Raw genomic sequence first — 21,079 nt, forward strand, 5'->3', positions numbered from 1 at the left:
GACCCCTTTCTCAGGATTGGGCGGGGGCGGCTTCGTGCCGTCCCCGTACCGCCATGACAGTCAGCGACAGCGCTGCGCCGACGATGACGAACAGCGCAGGAAAGCCGCCGAGCACCGACATCATGCGGATGCCGTCGATGCCGCCGCCTGCAACGAGAACGATCGCGACCAGCCCCACGGTAATCCCCCACACCGCTTGCACCCACAGCGGCGCTTCGGGTGCGTCGGGCGAAATGCCGCGCGTCGACAGCGCGCTCATGGCCGAGACATTGGCGTCGGCCCCCGCCACATAAGAGAGGAAGATCGCGAACAGCACGATCGCCGCGACGCCCGGCCCGCCGCCCAATGCACTGAACAGGCGAAACAGCACCGGGTCGGGACCCTGTGCTGTCAATATGGCGTAAAGGCTGGCGCCGCTCTGCTGGTCGAGTGCGATGGTCGCGCCGGCGATGGCGGTCATCCACACGGCGCCAAACAGCGACGGCAGGATCAGATTGTAGAGAATGAAGGCGCGGACGCTGTATCCGACCGCGAGGCGGCCAAGGAACAACGCGGTCACCGGCGCCCAGGCGAACCAGTTGGCCCAGTTGAAGATCGTCCATTGCCGGTGCCAGCTGGTGTCGACATCGAGGCCGAGGTTGCGGGGGATGAAGGTCTGGAAGTAGTCGAAAGTGCCACGTAGCGAGAGGTTGAACATATCGGCGGTGGGGCCCGCGACCAGCACGAAGGCGATAATTGTGAAGAAAATCCAAGTGTTTAGCACCGAAAGGCCCGCGATGCCTTTTTGGAGTCCGGTCGCGGCGGAGAGCAGAAAGCTGCCGACGATGGCAGCCGCGATGCCCCAGCGCAGGGCGGTCCCGCCGTCAAAGCCGCCAATCCCCTCGATTCCGCCCGCAAGCGCGAGCAGTCCGGCGCCCAGCGATGCCGCCATTCCGGCGACCAGCGCGTACAGGCAGATGATATCGATGCCGGTGCCGACCGGACCGTGCGCGCGCTGGCCGATCAGCGGCACAAAGAGCGACGATAGGCTGAACGGCTCGCGGCGGTTATAATAGACGAGCGCGAACGCCAGCCCTGCGACGGTGTAGATGGCGTAAGGCGTCAGCGTCCAATGCAGGAACATCGTCGACATCGCGAAGGTCGCGGCGGCGTCGCTGCCCGGTTGAAGTCCCAGCATCGCGGGCGGATCGTTGAGGTGGAACAGCGGTTCGGCCGCGCCCCAGAACAGGATGCCGGTGGCGATCGTCGTGCAGAGCGTGACGGCAAACCATCGCCAGCGGGTCAATATCGGTTTCGCATCGGGCCCGCCGATGATCCGTCCGCCGAGCGGCGACAGTGCGATGCATCCGAGCAGTATAAGGAAACCGATTCCAGCCCACGCAAAGAGCGGCGAGAAATTCTGCAGGATCCAGTCGTTGATCGCCGTTTCGGCCGCGACGACCGCGGCGCCCTGCCACAGGCTGAGGATCACGGCGGCGAGAAGCACCGCCAGCGGCGTGAAAAACACGGGGCGGTTGAGGGGATGCTGCGGTGGTGCTGGCAAATGATCGGCCGATCGGACATGAAGAGGATGTCCAGCATGACGGTTGCCCTTGAAGAGGTCAATTCGCGGCCGGGAACGTGCGGCCGGGCCGAAGCGTTGGACCGGCGGAACAGCGATTGAAGGAGAAGCTTTGATGACCAGAAGGATATTGGCAGCCACCGCTGCGCTTGCGCTGCTCGCCTCGGGTCAGGCAGCAGCCTTCCAGGCGCCGGCCGAAACGGCGGCAACGCAGAAACCGGTCAAGGACGGCACGACGCCCGAGGAGCGCTCGAATACGGCGCGGCTCAACGCGGAACAGGCCTCGCGCGCCAGGACCGACAACACCACCTATGCGCAGGAAGTGTCCGCTGCAAAGCAACAGGTCGCGCACGATCAAACCGTGTTCACGGAGGAAACCGCAGCCTATGAGGCCGAGAAAGCACGCGTTGCCGCGATGTCGGCCGAAGAACGGATGAAGTGGGAGGCCGATGCCGCGGCGTGCAAGGCCGGTGACACCACCCGCTGCGCGCCGTCGACCACGCCGCCGCGCTAAAGGCCTCAATATTCCGCGGGCACCGGTGTAATTATGTTGGCGGGCGAGGAATCGCCCGCCGGCTTGATCGTGTGTGGGTCTTCTGTCGTGGCTGCCGCGACCGGCACCGGATCGGGGAAGCGGCCGCCATAGCGATAATCGTCGCCCGCATCGGCCAGCATCGGCGGATCGGTGTTGACCGCACCTAGTTCGCGGAATTCGTCGTTCATCCTGTCATCGCGATGCGCGCGCAACCGCATTGCGACGCCATAGCTATCGGCACAGCCCGGGCATGGCACGGCCCCATTGTCATGTGGCGCCAGCGCATCCGGATTGGCGCTGAGGTGCGAATAGGACGCAGGCTCGACCGCGCTGCCGCCCAATCGCGGTCCGACGGTCATGTCGCCAAGGATTATCCCGCCGACAACGCTGATGAGCCCCATCGCCGACCAGCGGAACAGCCGCACGCCCCAATTGCGACTCGCAGCGAAAGATAATTTCCTTCTCACCGACCAATTTGGCCATGGCCGTGCGTCGGATGCAAGCTCGGCGCCATGACGTTGCTTGCCGGTCGGCCGTTGGTCGGCGGATCAACATCCTTCGTCTGTAAATCGAGCGGTGGTTCGCGCCGATCGATCCAAAGGCGATTCTCATGACGTCTAGGGGATATCACCCCCTTGCGGGATATCGGACGACGGTCTCCCCGGTCCGCCATCCGGTATCCCGCATCCTTTTGAAGAGAGGACTCCCCCATGGCGAATTACCACCTGATCCTGCTGGCGGCACCGCTGATTGCGGCTGGCATCAATGCTCCCGCTTTTGCCCAAGGCGAGCCGCGGAGCGTGGTCGTGTCCTATGACGACCTCAACCTGTCGAGCGAAAGCGGCCGAGACCGGTTGACGACGCGCGTCAAAATGGCCGTGCGCCAGGTTTGCGGCTCCGCGAACCGGCTGACGCTGTCCGAGCGTGCCGCGAAGCAGGCTTGCGAACTGCACGCCAACCGTCAGGCCGATACCCGGCTTGCGAGCCTGTTCAACGGCAGCAGCGCCCGGTTGGCCGACCAGGGGCCGGTGGTGGTTGCCGCTCCCTGACGAACACGGCCAATCCGGTCACGCGGAAGGCGGTCATGCCCCGGCGGCATGGCCGCCTTTCCTTGTTCAGGCGTGCATGATCGCTTTTACGTCATGAAGATAGGTGCGGCCGACGCGGTGCACGCCGCCTTCGCCCAGGTCGACGCTCCACGCCCCGTCGCCATGGTGCCTGAGCCCGACAATGCCTTCGCGGCGGATCATTTTCGATCGGTGGATACGCATGAACTGGTCGGGATTCATCCGCGCTTCCAGCGATTTGATCGTCTGGTGGATCAACCAGCTGCGGCCTCCGACATGCAGGCGCATATAGTCGCGCTCGGCCTCGATCAGGTCGACCTGGCCAGCGTCGATGCGCAGCATCTCGCCGCGGTTCTGGACCCAGAATTCGTTGATCCACTTGCTCTTCTGCGCGGGCGAGCGCTCGGTGGCGCGCCATTCGCGAACGCGCGACAGCGCGCGGGCCAGACGGTCGGGCGATACGGGCTTGAGCAGATAGTCGACCGCGGCAACATCGAATGCCGCGACCGCGTAACGATCGAAGGCGGTCACGAAAACAACGGCCGGCGGATTGTCGAGCCCCTCGATCGCGGCGGCCACTTCCAGCCCGTTGAGGTCGGGCATTGCGATATCGCAGAGCACCAGATCGGGGGCGAGCGCGTCGACCATGCGAAGCGCCGAGGCGCCGTCGCTGGCGGTGCCGACGAGCGAGATGCCGTCCTGTTGCCCGGTCAGAATCTGCAGTCGTTCGATCGCCAGCGGTTCGTCATCGACGATCAGGGTTCGGAGTGTCTGGATCATGGGTCAGCAGGCCTCCCGCGCCAGTGGTAGCCAAAGCGACACGGCAAAGCCGCCATTGTCCGATCTGCCCCAATCGCACCCGGCAGAGGGGCCATAGCGGGTGAGCAGGCGTTCGCGGACATTCCCGAGGCCGAGGCCGGTACCCGAAGCGGGGGCGGGGGCTTTCGGATCGATGTCATTTTCGATGCGCAGGACCAGCAGACCATATTCGGCGCTGGCGTGCAGGCGGATCGCGATCTTTCCCTTGCTGGGCGCGACGCCGTATTTGATCGCATTCTCGATAATCGGCTGCAGGATCAGCACGGGCACACAGGCATGCTCAAGCTCCTGCGGTATCGTGACCTCGACCTGGAGCCGGTCGGGGAAGCGTGTCTGTTCGATGTCGAGATAGAGGCGCTGGAGTGCGATTTCTTCGTCGAGACTGACGAGCTGTTCGGGATCGACCGCAAGGCTCGATCGCAGGAAGGACGAGAGATTCATGATCATCGTCTCGGCCTCGCTTTTCGATCCTTTGAGGACGAGCGTCGACAGCGAGTTGAGCGTGTTGAACAGGAAGTGCGGATTGACCTGATAGTGCAGCGCGCGGAGCTGCGCATTCTTGGCTTCCATCCGGAAATGATTGGCGCGCCGCTCGACCGCACGCATCTCGTTGGCATAGCCGAACGCGACGTAGAGCGCCGCCCAGACCGCGAAGAAGAAATACCAGCGGATCGAGCTGTCGAGGATCAGCATCGTCTCCCACGCGACCGGGTATTTCGACTGCATTTCTTCGATGATCTTGGCGCTGTCAGACACCGGAAACCAGTAGTAGAAAACCAGCAGATTGACCGTCGCATAGACGATCACGAGCGGGACCGCGGCGCCGAACGCCGCGGCCAGCCGGGCGCCGAAACTCTGGGGCTGGGCGCGCTGGAGAAGCTGATAGAGGACGAAAGTGCACAGGATGCCGGCGATCACCACGATACCGCGGCGTCCGGCGGACGGCCATTGTTCGGGTACGCCGGTCAGCATTGCAAGACCGGTGGTGATCAGGAAATAGAGCAGCCACATGGCAATGATCGAGCCGATCGCGACGCGCGGATTGACGCGGGCGTCGGAGGCGCGCCAGTCGGGCGCCGCCGCCAACATTTTTGCACGCTGATCGCGCAGTGCATCCTTGCGGTTTGTCATGTTCATTGTGACTGCTTTAGCGCCAAAGCCTGATCGAAGGCTAGCAGGCGCCGGGCCGCCAGTCGAAGCGGTCCGCGCCTTGGTCGAAAGCCGGGCGTCGATCAGCCGCCCGGTTGCGGCAGCGTGCGGCGCCAGCCGCCGCGCTGGTAGATCGCCCACGCCATCGCCAGCGAGGCGAGCGAGGACAGCGGAAAACTCCACCACAATATGTCGCTTCCGACCGCCGGATAGCCGAAATAATAGATGCCAAGGCGGATCGGGAACATCGACAGGAACAGGATGACGAGGGGCGGCACGACCGAGCCATTGGCGCGGAGCGTGCTGATCAGCACGATCGTCGTGCCGAAGGGCAGGAAGGTCCAGGTCGCAATCAGCTGGATATTGCGCGCGACTTCGATCGCCGGGCTTTCGCCGCCAAGGAACAGCGCGAGCGCGGCGCGATCGAACAGCAGGAGCAACGCGATCAGCACGCCGGTCATTGCAAGATTGATCGCGATGCCGCTGTTCGTCACCGACGATACGCGGTCCCAGCGCCCGGCGCCGATATTCTGTGCCGCCATCGAACTGACTGCGGCGCCGATCGCGAGCGCGGGCATCTGGATATAATTCCACAGCTGCAGCGTCGCGCCATAGGCGGCGGCGGTGACGAGCCCTTCGCGGTTGACGAGGCCGACCATGACCAGCCCGGCGCCCGAGATGACGAGCATCTGCGCGCCCATCGGCAAGCCGCGGCCGATAATGAAACGCAGCTCCGACCATTTGGGAAGCAGATAGGATAGTTCGTGCCCGCGCAGGCGCAGCACATGGTTCTTCGCATAGAACCAGCCGATCATGCCGGCGAGGCTGATCGTGCCCGCCACTGCGGTGGCGAGTGCGCTGCCCGCGATGCCGAGGCGCGGGAAGGGGCCAAGGCCGAGGATCAGCACGGGGTTGAAGACGATATCGAGCACCACGGCGAGGATCATGAAGCGCAGCGGCGTCACGGCGTCGCCCGCGCCGCGCGACGCCATCATCAATGTGACCGAAAGCATCGAGGCGGGCACGGCGAGGAAGGTGACGCGCAGATAATCATGCGCTAGCGTAAAGGCCTCGGGCGGGGTTTCGAGCCAGCGCAGGATCTGGTCCGAGGCGAACCAGCCGACGATGGCGATCACCACCGAAAAGATGAGCGCGAGGCCGATGACGCCGCCGGTCGCACGTCGCGCCGCGTCGATATCGCCGCGCCCCATCGACTGGCCGATCAGGACCGTCGCCGCCATGCCGAAACCGAAGAAGGCGCCGAACATCAGGAACATGATGATGTTGGCATTGGCGGTCGCGGCGAGCGCGCTATTGCCGAGAAACTGTCCGACCCAGATCGAGTTTACCGACCCCGACAGCGTCTGGAGGATGTTCGACGCGAGCGTCGGCAGCGCGAAGAGGATCAGCGTTTTTGTGATCGGCCCGCTGGTCAGATCCATCCGTCCGCCGCTGCGCGCCGTCTGGCGCGGCGGGACGGGCCCCGCCGCGGGGTCCGCCGCTGCTGCGACCGGCGTCGGCGTGACGGGGGTTTCTTCGTTCATCTTACAGATACCAATGCAACGTTGAACACCGACATTTCATATCGCGAGGACGCGGTCACGCCGGACCTCCGTCCAGATCGCCAACGCACTGGAGATCCGGATCGCTTTTTGCCATGCGTTCGAGTTCGCGGGTTTGTCTGACTATCCCCGGGACAAGCGCATCGGGTGCGACGTGGTAGGACTGGATCAATTTTATCGCCCACGCATAGTGCCGGGCACCGGCGACACAACTGTCGCTGCCGCCATCACCCTCGGCCCATACTTCGCGCCAGCCAGCCTCGCCGTCGCGAGTCAGGATGATCTTGAAGCCGCCGATCAGGCCATTGTCTCCCTCGGCATAAGCGATGGCGCGGTCGCCGCTCCGCCAGACCCGGAGGTGGCGAAAAGTGAAGCGCGCATCCGGATGCCATCGCAGCGTCTGGATGATGGCCGTACGCTCGGCGCTGCCAACAGCGGGGGTGTGCGGGGCGGTCGGCCTGGCGGCAAGCGGCGCTGCGAAAAGCAGAGCCGTTGCCGCGATCAAGATCGGCCCGCGCGCTATCACCCCAGCCGCGCCAGTGCGGCGGTCAGACGATCGGCTTCGGCTTCCTTGGCTTCATGGTCGGCGCGGGCTTTTTCGACCGCTTCGGGCTTGGCGCGCTCGACGAACGACGGGTTGTTCAGGCGGCCCGCAAGGCCGTCGCGTTCCTTCGCCGCGGCGGCGAGCGCTTTGGTCAGGCGGTCACGTTCGGCGGCGATATCGATCACGCCTTCGAGCGGGACGGTGATCGTCTCGCCTTCGACGACAAGCTGCGCCGAGGCGCCCGCCGGAGCGGGATCGAAGCTGACCGCTTCGAGGCGCGCGAGGCGGTCGAGCTGCGCCGCGAGCTTGTCGGTGCGGCCCTTCAGCGACGCCGGGAAATGCGCGGTCAGACGCGCGCCCGGCGGCAGGCCGAGCTCGGCCTTCGCGCCGCGCAGTTCGCTGACGAGTTTGATCAGCCAGTCGATGTCGGCGCTCGCGTCGGCATCGCGCGCCGCACCCGGCGCAGGCCATTTTGCGGTGATCAGTGGATAGTCGGCGCGGTCGCCAAGCCCGGTCCACAGCTCTTCGGTGATGAAGGGCATGAAGGGGTGGAGCATGACGAGGATCTGGTCGAGCACCCAGCCGGCGACGGCCTTGGTCTCGTCGTCGATCGCGCCCTTGATCAGTTCCAGATACCAGTCGCAGAAACGATCCCATGCAAAGCTGTAGATCGCGTTCGCTGCTTCGTCGAAACGATAGTCGGCGAGCGACTTGTCCATCGCGGCGACGGTCGCGGCGACTTCGCCGATGATCCAGCGGTTGACCGGCAGCGTCGCGGCGGGCGCCTCGATGCTGGTCGACGCCGAAATGCCGTTCGCTTCGCAGAAACGCGCGGCGTTCCACAGCTTGGTCGCGAAGTTGCGGTAACCGGCGAGGCGCGCGTCATCCATCTTGATGTCGCGGCCCTGGCTTTCCATCGCCGACATGAAGAAGCGCAGCGCATCGGCGCCATATTGGTCGATCAGTCCAAGCGGGTCGACGACATTGCCCTTCGACTTCGACATTTTCGCGCCATCGGGCGCGCGGACGAGGCCGTGCAGATACAGCGTCTTCCACGGCACTTCGCCCATGAACTCCATCCCCTGCATCGCCATACGCGCATCCCAGAAGAAGAGGATGTCGAAGCCGGAGATGAGGACGTCATTCGGATAGTGGCGCTTTACGAGGTCGGTGTCTTCGGGCCAGCCGAGGGTTGCGAAGGGCCAGAGCGCCGAGGAGAACCAGGTGTCGAGGACGTCCTCGTCGCGCGTGAGCGCAACGCCCGCGCCGGCTTCGGCCTGCGCTTCCTCTTCGGTCTCGGCGACGAAGATCCGGCCATCCTCGGCATACCAAGCCGGGATTCGGTGACCCCACCACAGTTGGCGCGAGACGCACCACGGTTGGATATTCTCCATCCAGTTGAAGAAGGTCTTTTCCCACGTCTTCGGGACGATGTTGATGCGCCCGTCGCGCACCGCCTGCATCGGCGGCTGCGCCAGCGTCTTGGCATCGACATACCATTGGTCGGTGAGCATCGGCTCGATCACGACGCCGCCGCGATCGCCGAACGGCTGCATGATCAGCTTGTCCTCGACCTTGACCATCAACCCTTCGGCATCAATGTCGGCGACGACGCGCTTGCGTGCTTCGTAGCGGTCGAGCCCGCGATATTCCTCGGGCACGAGGTTGAGCGCGTCGATTTCGGCGGGGGTCGCGGCCGCGCCCTTGGCGATTTCGACCGCGCGCGCGGCGGCTTCGGCATAGCTGGGGCCATCGGCGCGCATCGCTGCGACTTCGTCCATCAGGCGGTACATCGGAATGCCGTTGCGCTGCGCGACGCCATAATCGTTCTCGTCGTGCGCGCCGGTGATCTTGACTGCGCCCGATCCGAAATGCGGATCGGGATATTCGTCGGTGATGATCGGGATCAGCCGGCGGTGTTCCTTGGGGCCGACCGGAATCTCGCAATATTTGCCGACGATCGGACGATAACGTTCGTCGTCGGGGTGGACGGCGACCGCGCCATCGCCGAGCATCGTTTCGGGACGCGTCGTCGCGATCGCGATATAGTCGCGCTCTTCCTCCAGCACGACATTGCCGTCGGCGTCGCGCTCGACATAGGTGTAGGTTTCACCGCCCGCGAGCGGATATTTAAAGTGCCACATATGGCCCGGCACTTCGTGCGATTCGACTTCGAGATCCGAGATTGCGGTCTTGAGCGCAGGGTCCCAGTTCACGAGCCGTTTGTCGCGGTAGATCAGACCCTTTTTGTGCAGGTCGACGAAGACCTTGACCACGGCGCGGGTGAAGTGCGGGTCCATCGTGAACTGCTCGCGGCTCCAGTCCATCGAGCAGCCGAGGCGGCGGAGCTGGCCGGTGATCTGTCCGCCGCTTTCCGCCTTCCATTCCCAGACCTTGTCGACAAACGCCTCGCGCGTGAAATCGGTACGCTTTTGCTGGCGTTCGTTGAGCTGGCGCTCGACGACCATCTGCGTCGCGATTCCGGCATGATCCATGCCGACAACCCACAGAGCATCCTTGCCGCGCAGGCGTTCATAGCGGACGAGGACGTCCTGCAATGTATTGTCGAGCGCATGGCCAATGTGCAGCGCGCCGGTGACGTTCGGCGGCGGGTTGACGATCGTGAACGGTGTTGCGTCGGGGCGCGCCGGGCGAAACAGCCCGCGGCTTTCCCATTCATGGGCCCATTTCGCCTCAATCGCGGCGGGATCGAATGTTTTTTCCATCGGCATAATGGCCCGCGCTTTGCCAGCCATGGTGCGGCGCGGCAAGGGGGTTAGCGCTTTCCCGTCGTATTGAAGCGCATCCGGCGGCGGCACTTTGCAAAGCGTCGAACATACCCTAGCGTATCTCTTTGTTAAAACTGAATAAGCCCAGGGAAGATAGTCTATGCACTTTGTCTCGAAGATCGCCGCACCAACTCCGGCAACCACGGCGCGCGCGATCGCCGGGCTATGCGCCATTGCGGCGCTTTCGCTGAGCGGCTGCGACAAGGCGGCAACCAGCAGTGCGGGCGGCGATGTGAATGCCGGGATTATCGGCGTGGCGGAGAAGCAGGATATTCCGGCGGCGTTCGATACGGTCGCGGGCGTCATTTCGGCGCAGGGTCATGAACTGGCGGGCTGCGTCGCGATCGCCGACGATCAGGCCAAGCTGGCCTGCTATGCCGGCCTTGGGTTCAAGGGCAAGGGCGACCTTGGCGCTCTCGCGGCGCTGGCCGGCGGCAGCGATATCATCGCGGGGAAGCGCTGGCAGATCACCGCGCCGACCCCGGGCGGCGCTGACAGCTTTCAGGGTTCGGCCATCGTGACTTTCTCCCAGCTTCCCAATGAAGGCGCAATGGCGTTCCGCAATTCGCGCATCACGCTGCGCTGCCCCGCGAAATGGGGCGGACCGAGCAACCAGCAATGGAGCGCATCGATCGACGTGCCTTTCGAGATGGCCTATGATTCGAGCAACAAGGAACGCGGCACCATGGAGGTCAATGTCGACGGCAAACCGTTCAGCGCGGTTCAATTTTCGCGCACCAGCTTCAATGTCGCTGCCGATCAGGCCACCGCGTTCCGCGACGCCATCGTGAGCGCCAAGACGCTGACTGCAACGGTCAAGACGATCGACGGGAAAAGCGGGACGTTGAACGCCCCGCTTCCCGAATCGTCGACCGATGGTTTGAAGGCGTATTTCGCCAAATATTGCCCGTAATTTCCCGCCCACCGGACGGGAAATATTATCGCGGAAATGTCGACCGATCCTCGCGGCCGATCATTTCTTCAAATAGCTGCCCATCCAGTCGAACACGGTGCGGTGCCACTGGACGCTGTTCGCGCCCTTCAACACCCAATGGTTTTCGTCGGGGAAGACGAGAAGCTGGCTCTCGACGCCGCGGCGCTGGAGCGCGGTGAAGGCGGCGAGACCCTGGCTGTAGGGGATGCGGTAATCCTTCTCGCTGGTGATCACCAGCATCGGGGTCTTCCATTTGGTGACATGGTTCACCGGGTTCCATTTTTCGGGATCGGTGCGTTCCCACCAGGGGCCGCCATGTTCCCATTCATCGAACCACAATTCCTCGGTCTCGAACGCCATGGCGCGCAGGTCGAAGACGCCGTCGTGCTGGACGAGGCATTTGAAGCCATCGGTCCACTGGCCCGCGATCCAGTTCATCATATAACCGCCATAGGACGCGCCGAGCGCGCAGGCGTTATTGAGGTCGAGCTGCGGATCCTGCTTGCCCGCTGCAGCGAGACCAAGCTTGAGGTCTTCCAGCGGCTTGCCGCCCCAATCCTTGTTGATCGCATCGGTGAAGGCCTGACCATAGCCGGTCGAACCGTGGAAATCGACGGTGACGACGCCATATCCCTGTTGCGCGAAGAGGCGGGGGTTCCAGCGCGTCGACCAGCTATTGCCGAAGCTGCCCTGCGGGCCGCCATGGACGATGAAGGCGACCGGCAGCTTCTGGACGGGGCTGACGGGCTTGAGGATCATCCCCCACACCTTGTCGCCGTTCGCGCCGGCAAACTGGAGACGATCGAGCTCGACGGTATCGAATTCGGCAAGCTTCGCGGCGTTGACGGCGGTGAGCTGTTTCACCTTGCCTTTGGCGTCGCGAACATAGACGTCGGTTGGGGCGAGCGCAGTGTTGCGCGAGTAGAGCAAGGCGCCGCCCGCGAGCGGCGTGACGTCGCCGATATTGCCGTCGAAGGCTTCGCTCGATGCCTTGAGCTTCTCCACCCTGCCGGTCGCGACATCGACGCGGAACACCGGATGCTCGAGCGTGTCCTGCGCGGTGACGTAGAGCGATTTGCCATCGGCGCCCCAAGCGATCGAGGCGACCGAGCGGTCCCACGCATCGGTCAGCTTCTTCGTCTCGCCGTTTTCGAGGTTGCGCAGCATCAATATCTGTCGGTCGGCTTCATAACCCGGCCGCGCCATCGCGGCATAGGCGAGCCATTTGCCGTCTGCCGACGGGGTCGGCAGCGTGTCGGTCGCCCGATTGTCCTGCGTCAGATTGGCCGGCATCATCCGGCTGTCGACCAGCCAGCTATAGATATCGAGATTGGTCGAGGTCGGCTCGTCCTTGTCGGCCTTGCGCAGCGTGAAATAGACGGTCCGGCTGTCGGGTCCCCATGCGAGTTCGCTGCCGTCGCCAAAGGGCTTCGAAGGGCTGTCGCCGGTGAGACCGGCGTCGACGGCGCGGTCCATCACGGCCTTGCCGTCCACCAGGTTGAAGACGAACGGGCGGCTGTAGGTGCCGGGTGTTTCCCACTGGTCCCAATGGCGGACGAAACCCGCGCCATCCTTGTACAGGCGGCCGCTGCCCGGGCCGGTGAGTGCGCCCTTGTCCTTGGCGTCGCAGCCAAAGCTGGTGCATTCGCGCGGCACGTCGCCCCAGACGAGCAGCTTCGTGCCGTCGGGCGAGATTTTGAAGCCCGAGACTTCGGCCTTGGCGCTGGTAACCTGCGTTGCAGCGCGGTTCGCTTTCAGATCGATGCGCCAGACCTGATCGCTGCCCGACGCGTTCGAGACGAAGAAGAGATTGCCGTTCTTGTCGAAGGCGGGCGAGCTTTCATTCTTGCCCGCGGTGTCGGCGATGGCGACCGGCTTTCCGTCCTTTGCGTTGCGGTCGACGAGCCAGAGGCCGGTCGAGCGCTTGTACGTCTCGGCCTCGGTCTCGGTCATCTGGAACACGACCCAGCGCCCGTCGGGCGACGCAGTCGGCGCCGCGACGCGCTTGAGCGTCGCAAGGTCGACCTCGGTCATCGGCCGGGCAAAGGCGGGGGTGGAGAGGGCGGCGGCAAGCGCGATCGCGCTGCAGAGGATCTGGTTTCGCATGAAAACGGTTTAGCGATGCGGAGCGCGGGTTCAAGGAGGAACGCACGCTACGTCGATACGGGCTGCGGGCAGGCGATATTCTGGCTTGCCGATGGCCAAATAAACCTCTCTGGCCGCACAGCTGCAAAGGTCGCATCGCAATGGCCGCCAAGCGAGAGGGGGATCGATGTTCCGCGCCATATTGAACACGACCCGGATATTCGTGCCGCTGTTGGCCGGCGCGAGCCTGCGCGACCGTGTGATTGCCAGCATCGGGGCCTTGCTCGGGATCGGATTCGTCGGGCTGACCTGCGTCGCACTGTTCCCGTCGTCGAGTCCGTGGATCGTCGCGCCAATGGGGGCATCGGCGGTGCTGCTCTTCGCCGTGCCGGCAAGTCCGCTCGCGCAGCCTTGGTCGATCGCCGGCGGTAACGTCATTTCGGCGATCGTCGGTGCGATCGTCGCGCAACTCTTTCCCGATCCCGCGATTGCCGCAGCGGTTGCCGTTTCAGGTGCGATCCTGACGATGTCGCTGCTGCGCTGCCTGCATCCTCCGGGCGGCGCCGCCGCGCTCAGCGCGGTGTTGGGCGGCTATGCGCTGTTTTCGGCGCACGTGATCGATTTTCTGGCCGTCGTGTTCGTCAATTCGCTGCTGCTGGTCGCGATCGGCTGGATATTCCATCGCTTTTCGGGGCACTCCTACCCGCACCGCGCCAAGCCCGTCGAAGGGAAGGCGCTTTCGCCGGCGCCGGTTTCGGGGCTGTTGATGAATGATATCGACATGGCGCTCGACGACCTTGGCGAAACATTCGATATCAGCCGCGAAGATCTCGCGCTGCTGCTCGAACGCGCCGAGGTTCATGCGGCGGCGCGCAGCGTAAAATTGTAGGATAGCCCTGCGCAAGGCGCGGAGTCCGTTATTCGTCGCGAGCCGGGGTGCACCGCTGGGGGCGCATGGAAAGCGTTTCCGCCCTTTTCCATGCTTTGGCGAACAGGCGGTCGCGCTCGGCGGTCGCAGAGAGGTCGTAGCTGATCTGCGACACCGGATGCCCCCTGCGATTGACGATCGAAATCGTCGCGATGCGTGCCGCCTGTAACGCTTCCAGCGGATCGATGTCGGTATCGCCGTCGGTCAGCCAGGCCGAACGAAAATCATATGTGGAGTCGCCGATCTGGCGTGTGCCGATCCGGTGATCGGGTGGCGTTTCCATCGTTTCCAGCGATTCCAGGGCAACATACCATGTCTTGCCGCGGTCGATCCGCACGCCGAGCGCCATCTTGTCGAAGGTGCCGGCGGGCGCGTCGATGCTCGATACGTCGCCCAGCGCATTGGTCACTTCGCCGATCTCTTCGGCCTCGGCATATTCGTAATAGAGGGTCAGACTTGGGGCTTTGACATCCGGCCTCGAAGTCGCCGCGCGCGACGCTCTTGGCGGCGACCAACCGACATTTTGCGTCAATATGTCGCGATCGGTCGTCACCCGGATGCTGACATCGACGCGCGCGTCGCGCTTGCCCTTCGCACGCGCGGTGCAAACCCACTCGCCGTTGTCCGCGACGGTTTCGGACGCCGGCTGCCCGGATTGCAGCAGCAGGACCAGAACGGCGGCGATCATCGTACCAGCGCGCCGCCCTTCATCACATGGTCGATCTTTTCGAGCACGCTGATGTCGGCGAGCGGATCGGCTTTCACGGCGACGAAATCGGCATAGCGCCCCGGAACGATCGCGCCGATGTCGTCGCGACCCATTTCGACTGCAGCACGGCCGGTAGCCGACTGGATCGCCTGCATCGGCGTCATCCCGTATTTGACCATGTTGCGGAACTGGCGCGCGTTGAGCCCGTGCGGATAAACGCCGGCGTCGGTTGCGTAGCCGATGTTGATCCCAAGCTCGACAGCGCGGCGGAATGCGGCGCGCTGGGCATCCGTGGTCTCGCGATTCTTGCGGAGATATTCGGCTGGCCAGCCCTCTTTTGTCCCGATATCCTCGATATAGTCGCCGTTATAGATATCCATCGCGAGCCAGGTGCCGTGCTTTTTCGCGAGCTGGAGCGTCGCTTCGTCGGCGAGGCTGGCGTGCTCGATGCTGTCGACCCCGGCGTTGATCGCGTTCTGGATCCCGATCGCGCCGTGCGCGTGCGCGGTGACCTTTTTGCCGCGGGCATGCGCTACCTTCACGGCCGCGCGCAGCTGGTCGAGGGTGAGTTCGGGCGCCCCCGGTTCGGTACCGATCGCAAGGACCGCGCCCGTCGCGATGGTCTTGATGAAATCGGCGCCATGATCGAGCAGATAGGTCGTCTTGGCCGCCGCTTCTTCGGGCGTCGCGGCGACGCCGAGACGCATGTCGGCGGGCAATTGCTCGTTCGGGACGACGCCGTTGAGTTCGCCGCCGCCCTTCGGGATCGTGATATAGGCGCCGGCGACCCACATGCGCGGTCCCGGCACGTCGCCGCGCTCGATCGCGTTGCGCAGCGTCACGTCGGTGAGGCCGCGATAAGTGCCGACATCGCGCACGCTGGTGAAGCCGGCGTCGAGTGTGACCCGGGCATTGCGCGCGCCGACACGTACCGTTTCGGCGGGCGAAGCCTTCAGCGGCGCGGCCAGATCCGCGCTCTGGCCCAAGTCGGCGAGGTGGGTGTGGAGGTCGATCAGGCCGGGCAGCACATTGAAACCCGACCAGTCGATTCGCGTCGCCCCTTCGGGTGTTGCACCGCACCGGCCGACCGCCTTGATACGCTCCGCGTCGACCGTAATGCACTGGCCGGTGCGCACGTCGCCGGAGACGCCGTCGATCAGGCGCCCTGCCTCGATATATAGCGTTTCGGCCGACGCGGGCGCTGTGACGAGCGCCGCCGCGAGCGCCGCCGTCAGGTGCCCGAAGCGAACGCGTCGCACTGGCGCGGATCCCCCGATTGTAGACCACGGCGCAGCCAGCTCATCCGCTGTTCGCTCGTTCCGTGCGTGAAGCTTTCGGGCACCGGCCGCTGCCCCGCCGAACGCATCAGCGTGTCGTCGCCGATCGCATTGGCGGCGCGCATGGCCTCTTCCATGTCGCCCGCTTCCATCACCGGCTGCCCGGCGCTGGTCCTGGCACGCGCGGCCCATACGCCGGCGTAGCAATCCGCCTGCAACTCCATGCGGACCTGCAGCGCATTGCCTTCGGCCTGCGAAGCGCGCTGCTGCGCGCGGCGAACCTGATCCGAAATGCCGCTGACCGTCTGGATATGATGGCCGACTTCATGCGCGATCACATAGGCCTGCGCCGCATCGCCCGCCGCCCCGAACTTCTGGTCGAGTTCGCGGAAGAAGCTGGTGTCGAGATAGACGCCCTGATCGGCAGGGCAATAGAAGGGACCCATCGCCGAGCTCGCAGCCCCGCAACCTGAATTGCGGGCCGATTGCTCATAGAAATATAGCGTAGGCTTCTTGTAACCATTGATCAGCCCGCCCCAAACCGCGTGTGTCGATCCGAATACGTTGCAGGCAAAGCGTTCGGACTCGGTATCGCACGCCACATTGGCGCCGCTGCGGCTATCCGCCGCCGGATCCGCCGAGCCACTCCCGCTGCTCAGCATATTTGCGCCGGGACCGAGGAGGAAGAATGCCGCGACGCCGATCAGGAGAATCGTCCCGCAGCCCATCTTGCGTCCCAGCAGCATCGGCAGAAAACCGATCAACAGCCCGCCGAGCCCGCCGCCTCCGCTGCCCCCGAAACTGCCGCCGCCGCCGCGGCCCAGATCGCGAATATCGTCGCCGGGATCATAGTCGTCGAGGCGCATGCGGCTTCTCCACCGGTAAAATGGTCGTTTCGGCGCAAGTGTTACAGCAGCGTCGAGCAATTGGAAGGGGCTTCGCATATAATCGAGCCATTGCAATGGGCTGTGTTGCGGTGCACAAAACCGGCACGCTCACGACGAAGGATTTTCGAGTCCATGCCCCGCCGCGCCGCCCGTGCCGCCCTTCCGTTGCCCGACCTCGTCGTGCTTGTTTTACAAGGCGGCGGCGCGCTCGGCGCGTTTCAGGCCGGCGTGTACGAAGCATTGATCGATCTGGGCATCGAACTCGACTGGGTGGCGGGGATTTCGATCGGCGCGGTCAACGCCGCGATCATCGCCGGGAATGAGCGCGACCAGGCGGTCGGCAAGATGCGCGAATTCTGGGAAGGCGTCTCGTCGGCGCTGCCATCGCTGCCGATCTTCGACAATGACTGGGCGCGCGAATGGACGCATATGGCCGCCGCTGGACAGGTTATGGCATTCGGCGTCCCGGGCTTCTTCACTCCGCGTTTTCCGCCGCCCGCCTTTGCCGAGCGGCAAACCCCCGAAGCCATCAGCTTTTACGACACCGCGCCGCTGGTTGCGACGCTCGACCGGCTGGTCGACTGGGACCGCGTGAACAACGGAAAGGTGCGGCTGTCGGTCGGCGCGGTTGCGGTCGAGACCGGGAATTTCCGCTATTTCGATACGAAGCTCGAGACGCTCGACGCGCGGCACATCCTGGCCTCGGGGGCGCTGCCGCCGGGCCTGCCGCCGGTCGAGATCGACGGAACATGGTATTGGGACGGCGGGCTCGTGTCGAACACCCCGCTCGAGCATGTCGTCGAGGCGGCGAACGAGGATATGCTGGTGTTTCAGGTCGACCTGTTTCCCGCGCGCGGGGACCGTCCGCACGACATGGAAGAGGCCTGGTCGCGCGAAAAGGATATCCGCTATTCCAGCCGCACGCGCCGGATCTCGGACGGGCTGGTGCGGCGACGCAAGGAGCATCGGCTGATCGACCGGATGCTGCAGAAATTGCCGCCCGAGTTCGCCGATTTGTCCGAAGTGAAAGCCGTCCGCAAGATGGTCGACTGCAAGGCGCTGAATGTCGTGCAGCTGATCCATGAACCGCCCGTGTGGCAGACGGGCGCGCGCGATTTCGAATTCTCGCGGTCGACGATGGAGGTCAACTGGGCGCTTGGCCGCGACGCGGTCGAGGCGGCGATGAAGGATGGACATCTGCTCGCCGACAGCATCGTCGAAGGAAGGTCGGACAGTTTTGCGGTGCAATCGAATGCATTGCGACCAAAGACCATCCCCGACGTTTCCTGAATCTCTCCCCCACTGAAAGGATCCATCATGCGTCTCACCGGAAAGACCGCCCTCGTTACCGGATCGACCTCCGGCATCGGGCTGGGCATCGCGAAGATTTTTGCCGCCGAAGGCGCGAACATCATCATCAACGGCTTTGGCGAGGCCGAGGCGATCGAGACCGAGCGCAAAGCCCTGGAGGCGACCAGCGGCGGGAAAGCTGCCTATGATGGCGCCGACCTGACGAAGCCCGACGAGATCGAAGCGATGTTCCGGCGCGCCGACAAGGATTTCGGCGGGGTCGATATTCTCGTCAACAATGCCGGCATGCAATTCGTGTCGCCGGTCGAGGATTTTCCGGTCGAGAAATGGGACATGATCATCGCGCTCAACCTGACCGCGGCGTTCCACACGATCCGTCATGCCGTCCCTGGAATGCGCAAGAAAAAATGGGGGCGGATCATCGCGACGGCGTCGGCGCACTCGCTCGTCGCCTCGCCGTTCAAATCGGCCTATGTCACCGCGAAGCACGGCCTGGCAGGCCTGACCAAGACGGTTGCGCTCGAAGTCGCCGACGCCGGCATCACCGTGAACTGTATCAGCCCCGGCTATGTGTGGACGCCGCTGGTCGAGAATCAGATCCCCGACACGATGAAGGCGCGGGGCATGACGCGCGAACAGGTGATCAATGACGTACTGCTCGCCGGACAACCCACGAAACAGTTCGTCACCGTCGAGCAGGTCGCGGCGATCGCATCCTTCCTGACGCGCGACGAGGCGGCGAATATCACCGGCGCGAACCTCAGCGTCGATGGGGGCTGGACCGCGGCGTGATGCGCCGCAGCCCTTGAGCAATCTCCTTTGGCCTCCTATGGTTAACGCAACCGGACCGGGGAGTGACGGAGAATGAGGGGTCGTACCAAGTTGATTTTAGCCCTGGCGCTGGGCTTGAATGTTAGCGCCTGCCGAACGGTGCCGTCGATACCGCCTTCGGCGGCCGACGCGCCCGAGGAGATCGGTACATGGCGTGCGACGGCAACCGGTCAGGATCAGGAGCGGATTCGCGGCTGGTATAAAAGCTGGCAGGCTGCGCTGGCCGACGCGCGGGCCAAGGGCAATGGCGCCGATGTCGATCGCGAAGGCGTGTTGCTGCAGCCGCTGGCGGCGCTGCCCAACCCGCATTTGCCAGCGGGCGATTATCGTTGCCGGACCGTCAAGCTCGGGGCGCTCGGGCGCGCCGGTCTCGGCTCTGTCGGCTATGGCTGGTTCCGGTGCCGCGTGTCGGCCGAACAGGGATTGTCGAGCCTGACCAAGTTGACGGGATCGCAGCGGCCCGTCGGGCTGATCTTTCCCGACAATCTGAAACGGCAGATATTTCTCGGCACGCTCGAACTCGGCGACGAGAAGATGGCCGTGAATTACGGCAGCGACCGGATGCGCGACATGGCCGGGCTGGTCGAGCGGATCGGCGACAACAGGTGGCGGCTCGTGCTGCCTGCGCCGGCGTATGAATCCTTGCTCGACGTGATCGAACTGGTCCCGGCGAGCTGACAAGATCAACAGGGGAACGAGAGATGCGAATTTTGTGGACGAGCGCTGCGGCGCTGGCCCTCGGCGCTTTTGGCGCCATGCCTGCGGCGGCGCAGACGCTGGGCCGCGAGGTCGAGAAACAGATGCCGTCGCTGATGGCGATCTACAAGGATTTCCATGCCAATCCCGAACTGAGCTTCATGGAAGTGCGCTCGGCGGGAATATTGGCGGCCGAGGCCCGCAAACTGGGTTTCGAGGTGACCGAGAAGGTCGGCGGCACCGGTATCGTGGCGGTGATGAAGAACGGTCCCGGACCCGTGGTCCTCGTGCGCGCGGACATGGACGGCTTGCCGGTTACCGAACAGACGGGGCTCGCCGGCGCCTCGAAAGTGCGTGTGACGACCGCCGAAGGCGTCGAAACCGGCGTGATGCACGCCTGCGGCCATGACACGCATATGACCGCCTGGATCGGCGTCGCGCGCCTGATGGCGGCGAACAAGGCCAAATGGTCGGGCACATTGGTGATGATCGGCCAGCCCGCCGAGGAACGCGGCGCCGGCGCGCGGATGATGCTCGCCGACGGGCTTTATACCCGCTTTCCCAAGCCGCAATATGCGCTGGCCTTCCACGACGCGGCGCAGTTTCCGGCGGGGATGATCGGCTATACGCCGGGCTATGCGCTCGCCAATGTCGATAGCGTCGACATATTGGTCAAAGGGGTTGGCGGTCACGGCGCCTATCCGCAGACGACCAAGGATCCGATCGTGCTTGCCAGCCGAATTGTCGGCGCGTTGCAGACGCTGGTGTCGCGCGAGATCAGCCCGCTCGACAGCGCGGTGGTGACCGTCGGCAGCTTCCATGCGGGGGCGAAGCATAATATCATTTCCGACGAGGCGAAGCTGCAGCTGACCGTTCGCAGCTATAGCGACGAAGTCCGCGATCACCTGCTCGACGGTATCGCGCGCATCGCGAAAGGCGAAGCAATCGCCGCGGGTATGCCCGAGGACCGGATGCCGGTCGTGAGCGTCGACAAGAAAGAGTTCACCCCGTCGACTTTCAACACCCCCGAGTTCACCGAAGAGATGGCCGCGTATCTGAAGACGAGCTTCGGCGAGAAGCGCGTCGTGCAGATGCCGCCGGTGATGGGCGGCGAGGATTTCAGCCGCTTCGGCCGCGAGGACAAGAGCATCAAGAGCCTGATCGTCTGGGTCGGCGGTGTGCCGCAGGCCGAATATGATGCGGCGAAGAAGGAAGGGCGGACCTTGCCCAGCCTCCACTCGCCCTTCTGGGCGCCCGACGCGCCGGCGGTCATCTCGACCGCGACCGAGGCGCTGACGGCGATGACGATGAAGCTGATGGCGAAGAAATAGGCGGGAGCGCCGGCCAGCGATCGAAAGAAGCGGTTCCCCGGCACAAGCCGGGGACCACGCAATT

Annotated in this window: 19 protein-coding genes; 8 read left to right on the plus strand and 11 right to left on the minus strand. The window is 64.3% G+C overall.

Translation table 11 applies throughout. The features are described from left to right. Positions 1 to 10: 10 nt before the first annotated feature. Entirely contained in the window at positions 11 to 1,507 is a 1,497-nt protein-coding gene (locus AC07NV_RS18790; protein WP_495167914.1) for a BCCT family transporter, read from the minus strand. Between the two features lie 169 nt (positions 1,508 to 1,676). Between AC07NV_RS18790 and AC07NV_RS18795 the strand changes: the two genes are divergently transcribed. Beyond that, positions 1,677 to 2,075: a hypothetical protein gene (locus tag AC07NV_RS18795; RefSeq protein ID WP_495167915.1), complete on the plus strand. Its 399-nt coding sequence runs from the start codon at positions 1,677 to 1,679 to the stop codon at positions 2,073 to 2,075. A gap of 5 nt (positions 2,076 to 2,080) precedes the next feature. On the opposite strand, the gene AC07NV_RS18800 is transcribed toward AC07NV_RS18795, so the two are convergent. Then, positions 2,081 to 2,563 carry a hypothetical protein gene (locus AC07NV_RS18800; protein ID WP_495167916.1) on the minus strand — a complete coding sequence of 161 codons (483 nt, stop codon included), beginning with the start codon at positions 2,561 to 2,563 and terminating at the stop codon, positions 2,081 to 2,083. A gap of 243 nt (positions 2,564 to 2,806) precedes the next feature. Here AC07NV_RS18800 and AC07NV_RS18805 point away from each other — a divergent pair, with 243 nt between their 5' ends. Continuing rightward, positions 2,807 to 3,145 carry a UrcA family protein gene (locus tag AC07NV_RS18805; protein WP_495167917.1) on the plus strand — a complete coding sequence of 113 codons (339 nt, stop codon included), beginning with the start codon at positions 2,807 to 2,809 and terminating at the stop codon, positions 3,143 to 3,145. Positions 3,146 to 3,211: 66 nt separating this feature from the next. Here AC07NV_RS18805 and AC07NV_RS18810 read toward each other — a convergent pair whose 3' ends face one another. The 5 genes from AC07NV_RS18810 to AC07NV_RS18830 all read right to left on the minus strand — a co-directional run bounded on the left by AC07NV_RS18810 (position 3,212) and on the right by AC07NV_RS18830 (position 9,969). Next, a complete protein-coding gene (locus AC07NV_RS18810; protein ID WP_495167918.1) occupies positions 3,212 to 3,943 on the minus strand; it encodes a LytR/AlgR family response regulator transcription factor in 732 nt (243 codons plus the stop codon). 3 nt (positions 3,944 to 3,946) lie between these two features. Further along, positions 3,947 to 5,119, minus strand: coding sequence for a sensor histidine kinase (locus tag AC07NV_RS18815; protein ID WP_495167919.1), 1,173 nt, complete (start codon positions 5,117 to 5,119; stop codon positions 3,947 to 3,949). Positions 5,120 to 5,214: 95 nt separating this feature from the next. Beyond that, entirely contained in the window at positions 5,215 to 6,675 is a 1,461-nt protein-coding gene (locus tag AC07NV_RS18820; RefSeq protein ID WP_495167920.1) for an MATE family efflux transporter, read from the minus strand. Between the two features lie 55 nt (positions 6,676 to 6,730). Then, positions 6,731 to 7,198, minus strand: coding sequence for a hypothetical protein (locus tag AC07NV_RS18825; RefSeq protein WP_495167921.1), 468 nt, complete (start codon positions 7,196 to 7,198; stop codon positions 6,731 to 6,733). A 17-nt stretch (positions 7,199 to 7,215) separates the two neighbouring features. Beyond that, positions 7,216 to 9,969 carry a valine--tRNA ligase gene (locus AC07NV_RS18830; RefSeq protein WP_495167922.1) on the minus strand — a complete coding sequence of 918 codons (2,754 nt, stop codon included), beginning with the start codon at positions 9,967 to 9,969 and terminating at the stop codon, positions 7,216 to 7,218. Positions 9,970 to 10,126: 157 nt separating this feature from the next. Here AC07NV_RS18830 and AC07NV_RS18835 point away from each other — a divergent pair, with 157 nt between their 5' ends. Beyond that, positions 10,127 to 10,939: a hypothetical protein gene (locus AC07NV_RS18835; RefSeq protein WP_495167923.1), complete on the plus strand. Its 813-nt coding sequence runs from the start codon at positions 10,127 to 10,129 to the stop codon at positions 10,937 to 10,939. A 60-nt stretch (positions 10,940 to 10,999) separates the two neighbouring features. Here AC07NV_RS18835 and AC07NV_RS18840 read toward each other — a convergent pair whose 3' ends face one another. Further along, positions 11,000 to 13,066 (minus strand): dipeptidyl-peptidase 5, encoded by a 2,067-nt coding sequence (locus tag AC07NV_RS18840; RefSeq protein WP_495167924.1) that lies wholly within the window; start codon positions 13,064 to 13,066, stop codon positions 11,000 to 11,002. A 166-nt stretch (positions 13,067 to 13,232) separates the two neighbouring features. Between AC07NV_RS18840 and AC07NV_RS18845 the strand changes: the two genes are divergently transcribed. Then, on the plus strand, positions 13,233 to 13,934 hold the full coding sequence (locus tag AC07NV_RS18845) for an HPP family protein (protein WP_495167925.1): 702 nt from the start codon (positions 13,233 to 13,235) through the stop codon (positions 13,932 to 13,934). Between the two features lie 28 nt (positions 13,935 to 13,962). Here AC07NV_RS18845 and AC07NV_RS18850 read toward each other — a convergent pair whose 3' ends face one another. The 3 genes from AC07NV_RS18850 to ypfJ are packed head-to-tail and all read right to left on the minus strand — an operon-like array spanning position 13,963 to position 16,825. Beyond that, on the minus strand, positions 13,963 to 14,661 hold the full coding sequence (locus AC07NV_RS18850) for a hypothetical protein (protein WP_495167926.1): 699 nt from the start codon (positions 14,659 to 14,661) through the stop codon (positions 13,963 to 13,965). Further along, entirely contained in the window at positions 14,658 to 15,941 is a 1,284-nt protein-coding gene (locus AC07NV_RS18855) for a metal-dependent hydrolase family protein (RefSeq protein ID WP_495167927.1), read from the minus strand. Before AC07NV_RS18855 ends, AC07NV_RS18850 begins: the two co-directional genes overlap by 4 nt. Next, positions 15,914 to 16,825 (minus strand): KPN_02809 family neutral zinc metallopeptidase, encoded by a 912-nt coding sequence (ypfJ, locus tag AC07NV_RS18860; protein WP_495167928.1) that lies wholly within the window; start codon positions 16,823 to 16,825, stop codon positions 15,914 to 15,916. The genes AC07NV_RS18855 and ypfJ overlap by 28 nt, the downstream gene beginning before the upstream one ends. 153 nt (positions 16,826 to 16,978) lie before the next feature. On the opposite strand from ypfJ, the gene AC07NV_RS18865 reads away from it, so the two are divergent. The 4 genes from AC07NV_RS18865 to AC07NV_RS18880 all read left to right on the plus strand — a co-directional run bounded on the left by AC07NV_RS18865 (position 16,979) and on the right by AC07NV_RS18880 (position 21,015). Beyond that, complete coding sequence (locus AC07NV_RS18865) at positions 16,979 to 18,136, plus strand: patatin-like phospholipase family protein (RefSeq protein ID WP_495167929.1); 1,158 nt, start codon at positions 16,979 to 16,981, stop codon at positions 18,134 to 18,136. Between the two features lie 27 nt (positions 18,137 to 18,163). Further along, a complete protein-coding gene (locus AC07NV_RS18870) occupies positions 18,164 to 18,949 on the plus strand; it encodes a 3-hydroxybutyrate dehydrogenase (RefSeq protein ID WP_495167930.1) in 786 nt (261 codons plus the stop codon). Positions 18,950 to 19,087: 138 nt separating this feature from the next. After that, positions 19,088 to 19,666, plus strand: a complete 579-nt coding sequence (locus tag AC07NV_RS18875) for a DUF4893 domain-containing protein (protein ID WP_495167931.1) — start codon at positions 19,088 to 19,090, stop codon at positions 19,664 to 19,666. Between the two features lie 23 nt (positions 19,667 to 19,689). After that, positions 19,690 to 21,015: an amidohydrolase gene (locus AC07NV_RS18880; protein WP_495167932.1), complete on the plus strand. Its 1,326-nt coding sequence runs from the start codon at positions 19,690 to 19,692 to the stop codon at positions 21,013 to 21,015. Positions 21,016 to 21,079: the final 64 nt, after the last annotated feature.

This window comes from Sphingopyxis sp. GW821-FHT10B01, from assembly GCF_059415685.1.

What these genes read in the sequence shown, in the direction of transcription:
- AC07NV_RS18810 (WP_495167918.1), bottom strand. Translation starts at nt 3,943, where the DNA reads ATGATCCAGACACTCCGAACCCTGATCGTCGATGACGAACCGCTGGCG.
- ypfJ (WP_495167928.1), bottom strand. Translation starts at nt 16,825, where the DNA reads ATGCGCCTCGACGACTATGATCCCGGCGACGATATTCGCGATCTGGGC.
- AC07NV_RS18880 (WP_495167932.1), top strand. Translation starts at nt 19,690, where the DNA reads ATGCGAATTTTGTGGACGAGCGCTGCGGCGCTGGCCCTCGGCGCTTTT.
- AC07NV_RS18835 (WP_495167923.1), top strand. Translation starts at nt 10,127, where the DNA reads ATGCACTTTGTCTCGAAGATCGCCGCACCAACTCCGGCAACCACGGCG.
- AC07NV_RS18795 (WP_495167915.1), top strand. Translation starts at nt 1,677, where the DNA reads ATGACCAGAAGGATATTGGCAGCCACCGCTGCGCTTGCGCTGCTCGCC.
- AC07NV_RS18850 (WP_495167926.1), bottom strand. Translation starts at nt 14,661, where the DNA reads ATGATCGCCGCCGTTCTGGTCCTGCTGCTGCAATCCGGGCAGCCGGCG.
- AC07NV_RS18865 (WP_495167929.1), top strand. Translation starts at nt 16,979, where the DNA reads ATGCCCCGCCGCGCCGCCCGTGCCGCCCTTCCGTTGCCCGACCTCGTC.
- AC07NV_RS18820 (WP_495167920.1), bottom strand. Translation starts at nt 6,675, where the DNA reads ATGAACGAAGAAACCCCCGTCACGCCGACGCCGGTCGCAGCAGCGGCG.
- AC07NV_RS18815 (WP_495167919.1), bottom strand. Translation starts at nt 5,119, where the DNA reads ATGAACATGACAAACCGCAAGGATGCACTGCGCGATCAGCGTGCAAAA.
- AC07NV_RS18840 (WP_495167924.1), bottom strand. Translation starts at nt 13,066, where the DNA reads ATGCGAAACCAGATCCTCTGCAGCGCGATCGCGCTTGCCGCCGCCCTC.
- AC07NV_RS18805 (WP_495167917.1), top strand. Translation starts at nt 2,807, where the DNA reads ATGGCGAATTACCACCTGATCCTGCTGGCGGCACCGCTGATTGCGGCT.
- AC07NV_RS18845 (WP_495167925.1), top strand. Translation starts at nt 13,233, where the DNA reads ATGTTCCGCGCCATATTGAACACGACCCGGATATTCGTGCCGCTGTTG.
- AC07NV_RS18870 (WP_495167930.1), top strand. Translation starts at nt 18,164, where the DNA reads ATGCGTCTCACCGGAAAGACCGCCCTCGTTACCGGATCGACCTCCGGC.
- AC07NV_RS18830 (WP_495167922.1), bottom strand. Translation starts at nt 9,969, where the DNA reads ATGCCGATGGAAAAAACATTCGATCCCGCCGCGATTGAGGCGAAATGG.